The 15,499-nt window shown below is 52.3% G+C and carries 10 protein-coding genes; 2 read left to right on the top strand and 8 right to left on the bottom strand.

The window, feature by feature from the left end:
* The first annotated feature begins 11 nt into the window (after positions 1 to 11).
* Both PSR63_RS07620 and PSR63_RS07615 read left to right on the top strand, forming a co-directional pair.
* On the top strand, positions 12 to 1,160 hold the full coding sequence (locus tag PSR63_RS07620; RefSeq protein WP_274332116.1) for an AraC family transcriptional regulator: 1,149 nt from the start codon (positions 12 to 14) through the stop codon (positions 1,158 to 1,160).
* Positions 1,161 to 1,272: 112 nt separating this feature from the next.
* Positions 1,273 to 2,262: a prenyltransferase/squalene oxidase repeat-containing protein gene (locus PSR63_RS07615; protein WP_274332115.1), complete on the top strand. Its 990-nt coding sequence runs from the start codon at positions 1,273 to 1,275 to the stop codon at positions 2,260 to 2,262.
* 10 nt (positions 2,263 to 2,272) lie between these two features.
* Here PSR63_RS07615 and PSR63_RS07610 read toward each other — a convergent pair whose 3' ends face one another.
* The 8 genes from PSR63_RS07610 to PSR63_RS07575 form a co-directional block, all read right to left on the bottom strand.
* Positions 2,273 to 3,856, bottom strand: coding sequence for a sulfatase family protein (locus PSR63_RS07610; protein WP_274332114.1), 1,584 nt, complete (start codon positions 3,854 to 3,856; stop codon positions 2,273 to 2,275).
* 194 nt (positions 3,857 to 4,050) lie between these two features.
* Complete coding sequence (locus PSR63_RS07605) at positions 4,051 to 5,235, bottom strand: glycosyltransferase family 4 protein (RefSeq protein ID WP_274332113.1); 1,185 nt, start codon at positions 5,233 to 5,235, stop codon at positions 4,051 to 4,053.
* Positions 5,225 to 6,346: a DUF4214 domain-containing protein gene (locus tag PSR63_RS07600; protein ID WP_274332111.1), complete on the bottom strand. Its 1,122-nt coding sequence runs from the start codon at positions 6,344 to 6,346 to the stop codon at positions 5,225 to 5,227. The genes PSR63_RS07605 and PSR63_RS07600 overlap by 11 nt, the downstream gene beginning before the upstream one ends.
* Positions 6,347 to 6,356: 10 nt before the next feature.
* Positions 6,357 to 8,006 (bottom strand): hypothetical protein, encoded by a 1,650-nt coding sequence (locus PSR63_RS07595; RefSeq protein ID WP_274332110.1) that lies wholly within the window; start codon positions 8,004 to 8,006, stop codon positions 6,357 to 6,359.
* Between the two features lie 130 nt (positions 8,007 to 8,136).
* A complete protein-coding gene (locus tag PSR63_RS07590; RefSeq protein ID WP_274332109.1) occupies positions 8,137 to 9,840 on the bottom strand; it encodes a hypothetical protein in 1,704 nt (567 codons plus the stop codon).
* Positions 9,841 to 9,914: 74 nt separating this feature from the next.
* Entirely contained in the window at positions 9,915 to 11,783 is a 1,869-nt protein-coding gene (locus PSR63_RS07585) for a glycosyltransferase family 4 protein (protein ID WP_274332108.1), read from the bottom strand.
* Positions 11,784 to 11,786: 3 nt separating this feature from the next.
* Positions 11,787 to 12,203: a hypothetical protein gene (locus tag PSR63_RS07580; protein WP_274332107.1), complete on the bottom strand. Its 417-nt coding sequence runs from the start codon at positions 12,201 to 12,203 to the stop codon at positions 11,787 to 11,789.
* Between the two features lie 217 nt (positions 12,204 to 12,420).
* Complete coding sequence (locus tag PSR63_RS07575; protein ID WP_274332106.1) at positions 12,421 to 15,108, bottom strand: class I SAM-dependent methyltransferase; 2,688 nt, start codon at positions 15,106 to 15,108, stop codon at positions 12,421 to 12,423.
* Positions 15,109 to 15,499 lie beyond the last annotated feature (391 nt).

Here is a 15,499-nt window from a genome sequence, read left to right as displayed (position 1 = left end):
ATTTAAACGGCATGCCACACCAGATCGCACTTGTGGTGGTTCCCAGTTCGGATAACCAGATCCGAATGCTCCGTGGTATCTTGCAATATGCCGCGGAAACGTCGCGAATTCGAATCATCAAGAATGCCGCAATCCCTTACATCCCCTGGAAACACTTGAAAGAGGCCAAGGCCGATGGGGTGATTGCCTACGCCGAGACCAGCGAGCAGATCGACTTTCTGAAGTCGCTCAAGATTCCCTTCGTAAATTTGACACTCCACGAGCCACCTGCGGAAGATCTGGCAATCGTCCACTCCGACAACGTCGAGATTGGCCGACGTCTGGCGGATCATCTGATCAGCTTGGGCTTACGCAATTTCGCTTTCGTAGGGCATTTTGACTGGTATCACAATCAACTTCGTCGGGAAGGCTTCCTCGCGCGGCTGCGCGAGTCGGGTTTTGACGCCACCTCAATCGAAGTGGCCTTTGAATCAGATACGCAAGGCGATGTCGTTTTTCGTCGAATCGATCAGGAACAATTGCGTAGTCAACTTGCCGAACTGCCTCAGCCTTGCGGTGTTGCGACATGTCATGATGAATTCGCGTACGAGGTAGTCGAATGTACCAAACAGCTGGGTATTAGCATTCCCTTTGGAATCTCGGTCGTCGGGGTGAACAACTACGGTTTGATTTGCGATACGACATCGCCTCCCTTATCCAGCATCGCTCAGAACTCAGAACGAATCGGATATTTGGCGGCTCAATTGTTGGATCAGTTGATCCAAGGCGAGCCTACCCCGTCAGAGCCGATCTTGGTAGCGCCAGGCCCGCTCATCGCACGGCGTTCCTCAGAGTTTCTGGCCCTGGATGACAAGGAGGTCGCTTCTGCGATCGAGTTTATTCGAGCCCGATACGGGCAACCAATCACCGTGGCTGACATTGTCGAGAACTCCGAGGTCAGCCGTAAAACGCTCGAAAATCGCTTCAAATCGGTCGTGGGCCATTCGATCGCCCACGAAATTCGGCTATCGCGTATGCGGCATGCGCAACATCTACTTTCTTCGACTTCGTTAAGCGTCATCGATGTAGCAATCCGTAGCGGTTTCGACAGCACCAGTGGATTCATTCGTGCGTTTCGGGAATACACCGGCACAACGCCTGCGGATTATCGAAACGCCTGAATACGGATGAAAAGATTGATTCTTTGAGGGCTTATTGCATTAGAATAGAGTTGAGCATGATCGCTCGCTTAACTCTCCCCCCTCAGGCTTTCCCCTCCTTTGGAGTCGACCTGTGAACGTGTTGCTCGTTGTCTGGTTACTTGTTGCTGCGCCACCCGCCGACTCGCCAATGGATGCTTCTACGGAATCGGTTCACAGCGCCATTGGCCGGAGCGTGCCATTTCTGCAGCGTGAGGGTCAGGCATGGATCGACAACCGGAAGTGTGTCTCCTGCCACCAGGTCCCTTTCATGGTGTGGAGCTTAAAGGAAGCCCACAGCGCCGGCGCAACCGTCGACCAAGCGAAACTAGGCGAAGCATCCGCTTGGTCTGTTGATTGGCAGAACTGGACTGCGCCCAAGAACCGTGAGAAGACCGACCAGGCAGAAGCCGAGACAGGCAACATCGACACGATGTATCAACTGTTGCTTAGCAGCAATTATTCCGATGACAAAGCCGCAGGCGAATGGGAGGGGGCGTTTGAAACGGCACTGGTCACGCGTCAGGAGGACGATGGTTCCTGGAAGGCCTGCGGGCAGCTTCCACTGCAAGATCGTCCGCAGCGCGAAACGACGGAAGTCACGACGATGTGGACTTTGCTGGCCCTGCAGCCTCGAGCGAAAGAACTTCCCAGTTGGGACGACAAACTCACTTCCGCTAAACAGTTTTTAACGGAAGCCGAGCCCGGCCAAAGCAGCGAATGGTGGGCTGTACGCATGTTGTTTGAACAGCGTTTTGGATCACCTGAAAAGCAGCAGGAATTCAAACAGCAGTTGCTATCGAGACAGCAGGAAGACGGTGGATGGGGGTGGTTAGTGGATCGGCCTAGCGATGCCCTTGGTACCGGAATCGTCTTGTTCGCCTTAAGTCACCAGCCACAGGAAGGGGATGCTGCGGCAATCGGAAAGGCTCGGCGATTTCTCATTGATAACCAGGAAGAGGATGGTTCCTGGACCGTTCCCAGTACGCTGAAGCGAGCCAAAGGGAAGGTCAAGGAAACCTCGACGTATTGGGGCACGGCCTGGGCTATCATCGCGTTGGTCCGAACGCAACCAGCGCCGTGATCTTCACTTTCTACTTACCTCTCGACGCTTTCGGCAGCGGTGGAGCTTCATAGAGTTCACGAAGGCGGTAGTATTCTTTCGTCAGCGAATCACGAACCGACTGGGCCGATGGGGCATCGTAAATGCTGGCCATTTCATTGGGGTCGGCCTGGAGATCAAACAGATTCCATTCATCGGTGACCGGGAAATGAATGAGTTTGTGCGTTTCAGTACGCACCCCAAAATGCTGTGGCACCGCATGCTCGCCCAGTTCATAGTACGCATAGTAAAGTGACTCGCGCCATGGAGCTGGCTCCCCTTTCAAGAGTTGAACCAGAGAGCGTCCCTGAATCTCTTCTGGAATTGACTGGCCAGCCATTTCCAAAAACGTGGGGGCGTAGTCGATGTTTTGAACCAATTGATCCGTAGCCGAGTTTGGTTGGGTCACACCAGGCCAGCGAATGATGAGCGGCATCCGCAGCGATTCTTCAAACATCCAACGCTTGTCATACCATCCATGTTCTCCCAGGTAGAAGCCCTGGTCGGAGGAGTAAACCACGATGGTGTTTTCGGACAACCCGTTGTCGTCGAGATGCTTCAGTAATCGCCCAACGTTATCGTCCACGGCCTTAACTGTGCCGAGGTAGTTTCGCATGTAGCGGCGATACTTCCAGCGAACGATGTCCTGTTCTGAAAGTTTGCCGTCCTGGAAATCTTTCAAAAACGCCTTGTTGCGCGGACCGAAATGCGCGTCCCATACCGACTTTTGGGCATCGGTCATCCGGCTGTATTCCGGCGTGCCGTAGCGATCAGGCTTGGGAAGCACGACGTCTCCCCGTTCATCCTTACGGACCTTCAGGTCATAAGCCCAGTCCATATGCCGATCGATCTCCATTTCGTTGTTGGCCAAGGTCAGGCTTCGGTTGGCATAGTCGTCAAACAGAGTCTCCGGTTCGGGGATCTCAATCTCTTCGAATGCGTCCAAGTACCGAAGTGGCGGGGAAAAGGTGCGATGGGGTGCTTTGTGTTGGCACATCAGAAAGAATGGTTTCGACTGGTCACGTTGCTCCAGCCATGCAATCGATTTATCGGTAGTGAGATCAGTGACGTAACCCTCGAAACGTTTCGTGGAACCATCCTGCTGAATGAAAGCCGGATTGTAATAGTTCCCTTGCCCAGGCAAGATTTCCCAGTGGTCAAATCCAAGAGGCTGCGTTTTAAGATGCCACTTGCCGATAACGGCCGTGTTGTATCCCGAAGCCTGGAGCGCCTTCGAGAGCGTCCACTGTGACTGATCCATGCCCTGGCCGGTGTTTCGCATGAACCCGTTTTTGTGGCTGTGCTTGCCTGTCAGGATCGTAGCGCGGGATGGTCCGCAAATCGAGTTTGCACAGAAAGAGTTGCGAAATAACATGCCTTCCTGGGCGATCCGATCAATGTTCGGAGTCGGAGCAACCTTGGCCAGGTCCCCACCATAGGCCGAGATCGCTTTGATCGCGTGATCGTCCGAAAAGATAAACAGGATGTTGGGCCTGGTTGTCGATTCGTCAGCGACGGCGATGGCAGAATTAAAAAGCAGGAAAAGAAAAAATACCGGAAGGTGGATTCGAGTCATCGGGAGGGTCTACCTGGTTTTGTGGTTGATTTCCAGGACTATTCTAACCTAGATCCAATCAACATGTAGCAATCCGTCTTGGAGTGTACGCAACCGCCCCGTCGAGGGAGAACAAAGAACTTTAACCCCCTCGATGATCACGAGGTTGGCCAACGACTGACCGGTGGTCGCGCGAAAGCAAAGTCTGCATCAAATCACGCGATCTTAAGATGGCTTCCCAAGCAAGTAAGCGATTCGACATAGTCACCGATGACTTGATCGAAAGAGCATGTGCTTCGTGCTTGTTGCAGGCAAGTTGATTTCCACTTCTCGAGTTGACGGCGATCATTGCTGATAAGACAAAGCTGATTGGCCAGCTCTTCCACCATCGCGTCAGGCTCAACCGGCAGTTTGAAAACACACTCAGGAAGTTCGGAGTACCAGCCGACATCGTTCACGATCGTCGGCAAACCGAGCTGCATGGTACGAGAGACAATCGCACTTGTTTCTCCCATCGTGGGATAGCGGAGCGAGATGCACACATCCATGCGTTTCATACATGACAGAAACTCATCTTCAGCCATTCGACCGTAGAACGTCACGTCGCTTTCGATGCCCAGCGAGCGAGCACGGTCAGGTAACCCTTGGCTGGCTTCATCCATCCCGCCACCGACATGGAAATGCACTTTCTTCCCGGCAGCATTGCAACGACGTACGGCTTCCAGGATCGCGTCGATCTTCTTATGCGGAGTAACAACGCCGAATGCCCCAATCTGAAGGATCTCTTGATCGCTGCAAGAGTCTTGCCAGTCCATATGACGATAGGCCTGCATGTGTTTTACAACGTTCAGATTAGGAAGTCGCTTCTGAACCAATCGACGTGCAAATTCGGAGTGAACAATACACCCGGTAGCACATTCCAAAACAGGATCGACAAACGGCACGTCGACTACGTGAGGGCTTTCCCAAAATTTGTTTTCGTGGGTCTCATTGTACTGGTGAACCCAGTCGGAAACGGACGAACCGTACCACTTGCGAATCAATCGGTAGTAGTCGTTGGTGTCATCTCGAAAGACGAAATAAGCAATCAGGTGGTGCAGCGAAGGGTCATGGAGATGCACGATGCCTGGGTGTTTGAACAGCACAGGGAGCTGCTCCGCATGGAAGGCGACGCAATTGCCCATCTGATAGACGACCTGGTCGTATCCCTTGCGTCCCGTGAACTCATTCAGGCGGAATATCCGGATACCGCTTTCACCCGGGACAGGCTCTGTGCACGTGGTGTAAACGTCAACTTCGATTTTCTTCTCGGCCAAGCCGTGTGCGAGATCGAAAGCGTAGTCAGCGATCCCCGTTCGTTCACTTGGCCATGGTGTGATCAGAGCTAGTCTACGAAGCACGGCGACTCTCCTGTGTGATGAGTTTCCGGCCAACGATCACTTCCGATGAATCAGACTCGCTCTCTTGCCTCGATATCCCGCTTACTTGGCAGTCGAATCCGCAAACGCGAAGTGCCGATTCCAATCTCATGTTGTGCCAGTGATTGCCAACCATGCATCCAACAACGACATAACCGCCCTCCGCCAAAGCCTTGTAGGAAAGGGAAAGCAGCTGAATCAGCTGTTCATCTTCCATCTCGTGGATTGCCAGGTTGACGACGATCCCACCGCGAGAATTATCCAGGGAATTGGCTAGGACGTTTAGGGTGGAATCTCGCTTCGGCACGCTTTCTGAATTCAATACTGCAGGTTCTGATAAACCTCGTGAAGCTGGAACGGAGTCGACTTGGATATTGGCCGTTTGACACCCCTTTAGAATCGGCTGTGACGACTCTCCAACGATCAGCCAGTTTTGTTTATGTTGGCTTTCGTGCATCGTGTCCATTTCACGGCCCAGGCTGACAATGGCTTGTTCCAGCTCCCTGGAGGTTGCCTCTTGTAGCCTTTGGCTCACAAGCGCCTGGAGAGCAACGACTTGCCGATTTGTGTCTCGGTCGGAAGTTTCAACACACGCATCAAGATCACACTCGATTCTCTCAGCGATCTTGATGCCTTGGGATGCCAAGGTATTCACGTGCTGTTCTAGCCGGTTAAGTCTTTGGCTTATGGACGCCAAATTCCAGAGAGCCTTGCATGTCGAAAATGGGAAGAGAACATAGCGACGGATACGTTCCTGAAATCGTGACCTGCCCTTTGGACGCTGATCTGCGTTAACGAACAGGCGGACGTTCTTCTTTTGGCCTTCGCGAGAACGTTGAAGCTCAACGATTAAGTTCTCACGAGAGATTTCCCCTGACGTCAGTCTTTCCCGCCAGTGGAGCATGTCTGGGTAGTCGGTAGCTCGCCCCAAAATGAATTGATACGCATCACGCAGAAACTGGATGTCGTCATGCACACTAAGCAGGTCATCGATCGCCACCGCGGATGATGGCTGGGCACGCAAACGATCGCTCGGCCGAATGCCCGTGAGCAGTTTGGTTCGTACTTCTTTTAGCGTTTGATCGCTACACATTGCCGGATTCCTAGTGGCGTGATGAAGAGGTGGCAGGATCATCCAGCATTTGCGAGATGCGATATTGGTCTTGTTCGTGCTGACCAATAATCGAGACGGTGTAGGTCATGGAGTTTCTGAAGAACCACGATCCGAGGGCGGTTTTGATTGCGACATTATTCTCGGTCGCGTTGTCGAGCTTTTCGTTTCGATAGACGGGCATCGAAAACTCGTCGCTTGGCGTATGACGGGAAAGGAATTCCAAGACCTCGTTGCGTCTCTCTTCGTAGGTCGGCACAAAGCGGTACATCTCGAAGTCGTAGTTGTCGAGTACGAATAGGTCGACCTGGTCAGGCAATGGATGCTTGAACATGACAACGCGCTGCTGCTCTCTTCCTAGGGCGGACTGAAACCTCTCGGGGATGGCGATGACGGCATCTTCCGGTAAGGTAGCCATCTTTTCGCGCAGGGCTGCTTCCACTTGATAAAAGGAAGCAGGACCATGATTCAAAACGCGTGTCGCCAAGAAAGAAGTTCCGTTGATAAGCGTTACGCCGAGAATGGTGACGGCGACGAACTTGTGAAATCGTAGGCTCTTCGAGTCCAATGCCAACGCGCAATAAATCGCGATGGTGTAGAGAGTCAGGATGGGGGCATACGTTGGGTTGAAGTAGCCAGACAAGTAGAACAAAACGAGTGTGATCAGCGGAATCGAAGTGACAAATCTTGATTCCCAGCTGCGCATCAAAAGGGGCAAAGGCAATACGATCGCCCAGATCAGCGTCGCAATCATGCAATGAGAAACCATTGCCGGATTTTCCACTGGGATCAGGTAGTCCCACAGACTGGAGGTCGCCGCACGATCCGCTAAGGCAAGTGGGGTATGCCAATAGACGTGCCCTAGAAAACTTCCGATCGATGGTCGTGGCTGGGATGCTCCTCCAACATTCGGTAGGAGCTGAATCGTCGCACCGATCCACCAGGCTCGCAGGACTTGGTTCAGCAAATAACCAGCCCCAAGCATACCGAGCGAAAGGACCGTAAACCGGTTTCCGAGATAGTTCCTTCCGAAGGCTGTTAGGTAGATCACCAAAAAGAAGCAAGGAAACAGGCTCAGCAGATGATTCATCGGGAGAGCCAAAAGTGCCAATAGTAGGAGTGCTTGAAACGTCCGAGTCTTCTTAACGCGTAGTTCCGCCAAACACCAGCAAGCCAGGCTGCTCATTGCCAGCCATGATATTTCTGGGCGGACACGGAGAATCGTAAAGACTCCCTGATACGAGATTACGATCGAAAGGGGCACGAGTATGGCCAAGATGGCTGAGCGATCGGGTAAGAGTCGCTGAAGGGTTCGTGTGACCGAGAAGATCAAGAGGCACCCGAAAGCCAGTGACGTGCACCTGGCGGCCAAGGGAGTTGGGGCTCCTAAGCTGCCTGCAAGATAAGCGAGATGAAATACGAGTCCCGAATCTCTTTGGGTACTGACCGGAACCGCCGACATATAAATGGCTTCATCCGCGTGAAAATCAATTCGCGGACTAGCAAATGCTAGCAGTGCGGCACCAAGCCCCGTAACGAGGATGGGCAAAAGAACTTCGTAAAGCCAAGGTCGCCCCAAATTCTCATCGGAATGAGGCGATAGGCACGGATTCGCCGAAGCATCAGACAAATCGTGGTCCATCGCATACATCCTTGCTTCGACGGCAGTTGGGAACGGGTGACAATTGTGAATCTAGAATTGGGGCAAGCTATGCTAGAATAGGCTCAAAACTAGGTCAACCTGAATCGGAAATGTCACGGGAATTGCGCTCTTACCGCGTGACGGATTTGAGCCCCTGGGATGCCTGCTGAGCATCCGTGTCTTGCTCTCCATACGACGGCTGTTGAGTTGCCAATTCATAAACGAGTGTGTTCGACAAATCCAAGAGTTGGGTGTAGGTCGTTCCTGGTGGCGACTTCGGAATGATCTCTCTTTCGATGTAGTCTGACGTCTCCGCAAAGGCATGTTTGGAGGCTAACCGCTTGGACACGATCAGCAAGATCGCTTGTCCTTGTGTCCCCTTTTGGCCGAGTTCGAGAATCTTGATATAAGCATCGGACCGGATCCCAATCTCACGAGGATTCGGTCTAGTCGATGAAATGGATTCATTTGGGGGAAAGAATGCCAAGATTCTCTCCGGCGTTTGTTGAACCAATTTCGCGTTCGTCGAGTTTGCCAGGGCAAGTCCACCGAGATGAGAGACTTCCCAATAGTCGAGAACTAAATCATAGTCCTGTTTTGAGAGTAGCTGATTGATGGCACGCTCGACGTCAGCATGTTGAGAGACTGCTGTGGCCTGCCATGATTTCATCTGGTAACGCTCTATGATTTCGGGAACCTGAAACGCCAGGTTGATCATCACAACGATCGCCAAACCGGAAATGAGTTTGTGGTTGGGACGCGTTCCGTGGATGCTCCATAGAACGGCCATCAGCGTCATCGGGATCCAGCCGAACCAATACCATCCAAGAATGCCGCCGCTGCTAAGGATCATTCCCCAGGCACCGAGGAAGGAGATGGACAATACGAAGGAAACAAACGGGCTCTTACCCCATAACAACGCTACTAGCAGAATCAGAGCCAATGGGCATAGTCCCCATTGAACGAGACCACCGGCCATCACGCCGTCCCAATTCCATACGTCGTTGCTGAGCACCGTCTTGGCCGTATCCCATCTCCAGGCACTTTCGCTACGCATTCGAAGGATATTGTGCAGGAAGGTCGAAGGGTTCAGCACACAGACGGGGTTGATCAACACGAACCCGGCAAACATCAATCCAACCGCTTTAAGCATTCGATTGGCGATATCAACTCTTGGTTGATTCAGCCAAATGCTTGGTCGACCAAAGGTAATCAGGAAGGCAAAGAACGCTGTCGGAAGCGACGTCATTTTAATCGCGACAGCGCCACCAATGAGAATCCATGAGATCACCCCCAGCTGCTTGTGGTACGGTACGCGGTCTTTGAGTTCGTGACGCGAAGAAAGATAGAGCAGAACCACGCCCCACACCGCGAAGGCAAGGGAAAAGGTTTCAGGCCCGGTGATCTTTCCGCACCACCATGCCATCGGCATGGTCAGCCATAGCGCCGCCAATAAGTACCCCAGGTAGCGGATCGTCAGGTTGCCAGCAATCGCAATGGCAATCGGAAGAAATGCAAAGGCAACAAATGCGAATAGACGCATGACCCACAATGCGTTCGGGCCGAAACAATCAATGAGGTTTACGTAGACGGTCCAGTAGGTCGCTCCGTAGCCAGCACCGTTTGAGCGGAACAAGGAGGCCCAGGTCGACTGCGACGACGGATCGCGATACATGCCGTCCGCCCAGATATAGAAGGCAATTTCATCGGCAGCAAATGCTGGCAACGAGGCGATCCGAGCCCATGCTCCCACGGCAGCGATAAGCACAGCAATCCCTAGGACATGGATCCAATTGTCCCGCAACCAACTGGGTGAATTGCTGTACAAATTCATGAGAATGGCACTCCGTTTTGCCATTTCAAACAGGCGGTGAGTATCTCCGTTGAAGCGGATTGCTCACGGGAATATCAGGCCGTCAGTTTCCGTTGATTAGGGGCAAGTGTACTTTGCATGTTTGGGGTAGATGTTTTTGACGCTTGAAGGCTAAGGACTTGGTTTCGCAGCGAATTCCACTGAGCAAGCAAGTTGTCCGGCAGCTCGCTCTGGGCCTCGGTCATACAAGCTCTGACCTGATCTTGCCAAACCCCATCATTCGCAGCACCTTCGACGATCGATTGGGCAATCACGCTGGCGACTAAGGGGAGTGCTTTTCGTGGTTTCAGTGATCGTGAAATCTGATGCACAGGCACATCGACAAGTGTTTGTGCGCGATCCAACGAGCTTGGCGATTGAACGATAATCGATCTCGCCAGCTCTAATACTTGCCTGGCATTCTGTAGGGCACTATCGGACAAAATGGCAAGCCCCGGATACTGTTGCATCAACGGAGCCATGTAGCTGTGGTCTACGTCATCGACAACTTGGTAAATGAAGAGGTCGTACGCAGCAATCGAATTCCGTTTACTGACCTCTTGGTCCGTGATCACGAGAAACTGACTAGCGATGTGTGAGTCGACAATAGGCTGCTCGGAATCAACAACGACGTCGATGTCGTACTGATTGCCTAGCTGCGACAAGAGCTCCAACGTGCGATTTGCCAAGTCGGATTCCGGGGCGGTGATTGGCCAAACCCAGGCCAGCCGAGGACGTCTTTTCGGTGGGCGAGCAGTGATCGGTGAGTGCTCAAAGTGTCGGGCCGCGCTTTCGCAAGTTCGCTCCCAGGAAAACTGCTGGGCAAATTCGAGCCGCTCGCTCAGGTTACTCTCGCGAGGCTCCGCCAAGCACTTCAAAACCGCTTTGGCCAATTGTTGCGGTGAATAAGGATCAGCCATGTGGCTGACCTTGCCTCCAAATTCAAGCAGTGAGGAGCAATTGGAGCAAACAACAGGAGCACCACTTTGCATGGCTTCCAGTACCGGCAGGCCCAGGCCCTCGTAGAATGAAGGAAAGAAGAACAGCCGGCAAGCCTGGTACAGGGCCTTGAGTTCGTTCTCGGTGACTTGGCCAGTAAATACGACCGAGTCAGCAACGCCGCAGCGTTCGGCAACACTGGCATAGTGTTCGGTATAGGGAGACCACAAGCCACATGTAATCACGAGTTGGTGACGCTTGCGAAGTTCAACCGGAAGCTGCGCGTACGCCTCCAGGGTTCCTTCCATGTTCTTGCGATAGTCGCAGCCACCCACATACAGGATAAAGTCTTTTTGAACGTTAAGGCGACTCAGTTCTGCGTGAGGGTTTTCATCATCACGTGGGAGCCGGAAATCGCCATTAGTAGCCCCGCGGATGTTGACGGTATTGGGCGAATTAGCGACGCCCAGTCTAAGGAAATCGTCACGCGTCGATGCCGAGTTGGCAAGCAGATCGTCCATCTGGCAAAGCTGACGAAACCGATGAGGATAGCAATCGAGTTCGACGGAATTGGTCAGATACTGCTGGCTGAACAAGAGCGGAATCACATCGTGGATGATCGCTGCCGTTCGGGCCGGCCGTGAGGTCTTAAATGTGGGTAGAACGGCATCCTGCTCAAATAGGTTGCAGAATACGATCACGTCTGATTCTTGACTGCAAAGCCAATCGGCGTAGTAAGCCTCGTTGAGCGAACGGTTCGAGGTAAACTGGCGACCGCTCGGCAATGGAGGCGTAAATGACTTGATAGAAAAATTCCGACGCAAGTCTTCATCGACGGGCAGAAGGTGCGAATTCTCAACGAGTTCGATCTGCCAATCCAGGCGTACCGATCGAATGCCTTCGATGAAGGAACGGGAGTATCGACCGACGCCACGCGTACGTGAGTTGGTCGTCTGCAGTGCCTGGGCGTCGATCAGTAGTCGCACGTCTTACCCCTTCCCAGACGCGGCGCGATCAAGATCTTCCGGCGATTCAAGAGCGTGTTGTTCATACAAAGAGAGCATCCTGCGAAGCTCGATTCCGGGAGCCACATCAGGAGGGATTCGTGAAGCCGCTGACCGCTGTGGAGCATCTTTCGTTTCCCCTTCACTCGCTTTGCCAGAGAGCTTGCCGAAGGCTCGACGAAGTTCTCGCAGAATCTTCTGCGTTATAGAAAGTTTAGGGCGAGCGATACTCGAAAGATTTCTCCACGGAAACGAGTCAATATCAAGAACTCGGTAGACGCCTTCATCGGTTGGGGCACCGACTTGGACAAATCGGCGTGTCTCTAAGCCCAACTCGAATATCCGAGCAAGACGCATCGCATCGTCATGTGAAGGTCCAGAGCTTCGCGGATTCTCGGTCATACTGCGACTGATGTTGTGTAATTAGGCAGAGGAATTCTCCCGCACATGTCGCCGAATACGCGAAGCGGAATACCAAATTGAACCGCTATTACAAATTCGGTGGGGGGTGAGCATTCTAGGGCAAGCCATCCCTTGGGGGCAATGCGAGTTGCCACTGCCCAGCGATCTGGTCAGCAGCTCGAATCACTACGCCATGCTTTCGTTTGCCCAAATGCTCTCAACTACTCGGCTTGCGAACGTACCAGGAAGGGAATTCGCTTTCGACGATCTCTGGCTTTTCATCTGTCGTGAATAGTTCCAGGCCGTGGCGTCTTGTAAATTGATCGACCACTTCAACCGTCTTGGGCCATTTCGGGTGGTAATCATGGCCTGCAAAAATGCCGTTGGGTTTCAGTTTGTTCCACCAGGTTGTTAGTGTGCATTCCCCATCCTGGCCGAGATGGGCGTATCCATCGAGATAGATGAAATCAAACGCTGCGTCGGCGAACAGGTGGCTCGCTTCATCAAAGGTCATCTTCAAGACTGAACTGCGGACACTATGACGGGAAAGAAGCTGATGGGCGGCTCGGGCTTCGTTATCGTCGTGATGGTCCGTCCAACGATCGACGGAAAAGAGAACACGCAGATCACTGTGTTCCAGTAGGAAATCGGAGTAAGCGCCGGCTGCTACCCCCAGTTCAATTCCTAAGCCATTGAGTGAAAGTTCACGAAGGAGGTCTGGGAACTGTTCTCGTGATCGAAGTTCGCCAAGCTTGACCGGTGTCTTGCTCTTTACGTTGCTCTTGGCAACCACATCGGTATTCGTTGGCTCAGGCGGAGTCGGAATCTTTGCTTCGCCGATCTGAAACCACGGCATTCGCTTCTTGATGCTCCTCGCATACTTTCGTAGATGTCGCCAACTTTCCTTGGGGGGATTCGCTACGCTCATATCCTGGCCTGGTTGAGAAGGTGGTGAATGGTTTGATTCGGCGTGCGGTGAGGTCTTGAGCTGATAGTTTTCCTCGAGGGTATGCAGCAGTTCCAAGGCAAGGGTTCTCACTGCGATATCGATACCTCGAGGACAATAATCGCTTTGCTCGATGACATTTGAAATAACTTGGATAACCGATGACATAGACGTGCCATTATTGGGCACGCAGTAGTAATGCTGCACAAAATGGTCGTGTTGGGCATTGCTCTCATCATGCTTCAACAGAGAGGTCAATGCCTCGGTCATGTTGGCAATCGGCACGGTTTCGGTGCCTTCGAAGTGATTGGGATTGCCTGTTTCGAGAATAGCAAAGGGCTTGCCTGCCAAGGCGGCCTCTAACACAACCGTACTTAGCGTGCAGATCACCGCATCACACGCGTTTATCAATCGAGGCGTCGAGAGTTCCGCATAGAGACTCACAAATTCGTCGATGACCACGACGTTGGGAGGCATCTTGGCAAAAGTCTGGTCGTCATAGTCGTGAACGGGATGCATCTTGCAAATAAACAAAGTGCGAGGCATTTCCCTTGCGGTTTGAAAAAGCTGGGGAAGTACTTCGCTGCCCTGGCTATGCAAAGGCCAGTGTAAATTGGTCGCCACCACAACGCTGTGATCGAAATTGGTTGCCCACTCTCCTAAGAGGTTGGCGATATCGACACGTCCTCTGTCTGCATAGGCATCAAAGCGAGGGCAACCAACGTAATGCATCGAGTGGCGTGGAGGGGTGTTTGTCTCGGACTGATTTTCCAAGTCGAGGTGAAATGGCTTTTGACAATCCTCGGACCAAGCCAACAAGTGATCGCAGAAGACCGTATGCGTGTCCGGAAACTCGGCATGGGGCCAAAGACCATGCTGAAGTTGGAATGTCGGGATCCCCGCTGCGCGAGCACATTCCAGGATGGAGGAATTGATTAAGTGGTTTTTCGTAGCCGTCGAATCAACGGCAGTGACTAGTACTTCTTTCGTCGAATCGGATGTTTGCCATTCCACCTGATCAATCGACGTAAGGAATTCATAGTTAATCTTCCTGGCGTCAAGGTAAGCCAGGATCGACTGTAGTCTCCGCTCCTCAAGCGTTCTGTAGGCACCGCCACGAATAAGTACGCGGAATTGATCTTGGGGGATTTGATCGAAGAATGGCTGAAATAGCAGGAACTCCTGGTAGTGCCCAAGAAGAAACGTGAACCGAGCGTTCTTGGGTAAATCGGTGCGTTTCTTGGATTCGGCCCCCAGAATCGTACGAGCAAAGAGATCGAATTGCTCAAATGAGGTGTCTAAGTCGGCCTTCTTTTTCAGCAGAAGACATGTTGTCTTGCCACTTGCCGGGTCACGAAATGGGTTAAGCTTCTTCCAGTGCGTTACCGACCAAGTATCACCTCCGGCGGTATCACTGTTAGGTTGGGTGAAGTCCGTCCACTCGGAAAGCGACTCGACCTCAAATCCCAAGGCTTCTACCAGACGCAACCAGGCGCGTTTGGGTATCACCGTTTGATGCTGACGGTTGTAATCGTTTGAGGGGTCTGTTTCTATGGAGATTAACAGGTATTCCTGGCAGATCTCACGAAGATTCCAGAGGGCACTACTGACTTGGTCACGTCCAAGACCCGGAAGCGTGCATAAACAACTGGTCAGGTAGCCAGCGGAAAGTTCGGGCATTTCCGCCAGCATCATTTGGATTTCAGAGCCGGTGGCTACCTTTTTAAGATCGAATGCATAGGACTTTGTGGTCTCATCTTTATAAGATGATCCAATCGCGATGCATGCCGTAGATTCCGCCTTGAGTTCCTCAGTGACTTGGTTTCCGCCAACGCCAACCTCAACGACCTGATTCAGATCTAGCTTTGAGAGCGTTTTCCGGATCACTTGCCCGATTGTACCGCCGCGAACATGAAAACGTCGCTCGGGGCCTTGCAGTGATTTGTGATCAACGATCATTGATGACTAGAAAACCTCTTGTTTGCGCACCGAGGTTTCCTCTTGAAACCCTCTACGGAAAAAATTTTCCCTATCGGTTTAGCGTTAAAGTGCGGTCCAAATCAATAGAGAATTGAATTACGATCTCACAAAATGAAGGGGTGGTTAGACCTGTTTTGAAAGGTAAGTCGCCTTCAGATGTCTAAAATGGGAGGACGGACATTCGAGATTTTTCGGGTGAAGTGTGGTACCCCTCCAGAACAACGATCTCTTGGGAATCTGGTTTTCACCGCGAACAAAGTCATTCGATAAGTTAGCGGTTATCCGAACATGATCGATTCTTTGATTCCCAACACCAATCTGCAAGACCGGCAGATTGGTGTCATGCTAGCACTCGATCAACTTTTCACGA

Source organism: Bremerella sp. P1 (assembly GCF_028748185.1).
In the GTDB taxonomy this organism is placed as follows: Bacteria; Planctomycetota; Planctomycetia; order Pirellulales; family Pirellulaceae; genus Bremerella.
The sequence above is the reverse complement of the archived record's forward strand: the minus strand, read 5'-3'. Positions and strand labels throughout refer to the sequence as shown.

Bases quoted from the DNA above. Each gene is read 5' to 3' on its own strand.
- PSR63_RS07590 (WP_274332109.1), bottom strand. From the start codon at position 9,840: ATGAATTTGTACAGCAATTCACCCAGTTGGTTGCGGGACAATTGGATC.
- PSR63_RS07620 (WP_274332116.1), top strand. From the start codon at position 12: ATGCCACACCAGATCGCACTTGTGGTGGTTCCCAGTTCGGATAACCAG.
- PSR63_RS07595 (WP_274332110.1), bottom strand. From the start codon at position 8,006: ATGGACCACGATTTGTCTGATGCTTCGGCGAATCCGTGCCTATCGCCT.
- PSR63_RS07580 (WP_274332107.1), bottom strand. From the start codon at position 12,203: ATGACCGAGAATCCGCGAAGCTCTGGACCTTCACATGACGATGCGATG.
- PSR63_RS07575 (WP_274332106.1), bottom strand. From the start codon at position 15,108: ATGATCGTTGATCACAAATCACTGCAAGGCCCCGAGCGACGTTTTCAT.
- PSR63_RS07610 (WP_274332114.1), bottom strand. From the start codon at position 3,856: ATGACTCGAATCCACCTTCCGGTATTTTTTCTTTTCCTGCTTTTTAAT.
- PSR63_RS07600 (WP_274332111.1), bottom strand. From the start codon at position 6,346: ATGTGTAGCGATCAAACGCTAAAAGAAGTACGAACCAAACTGCTCACG.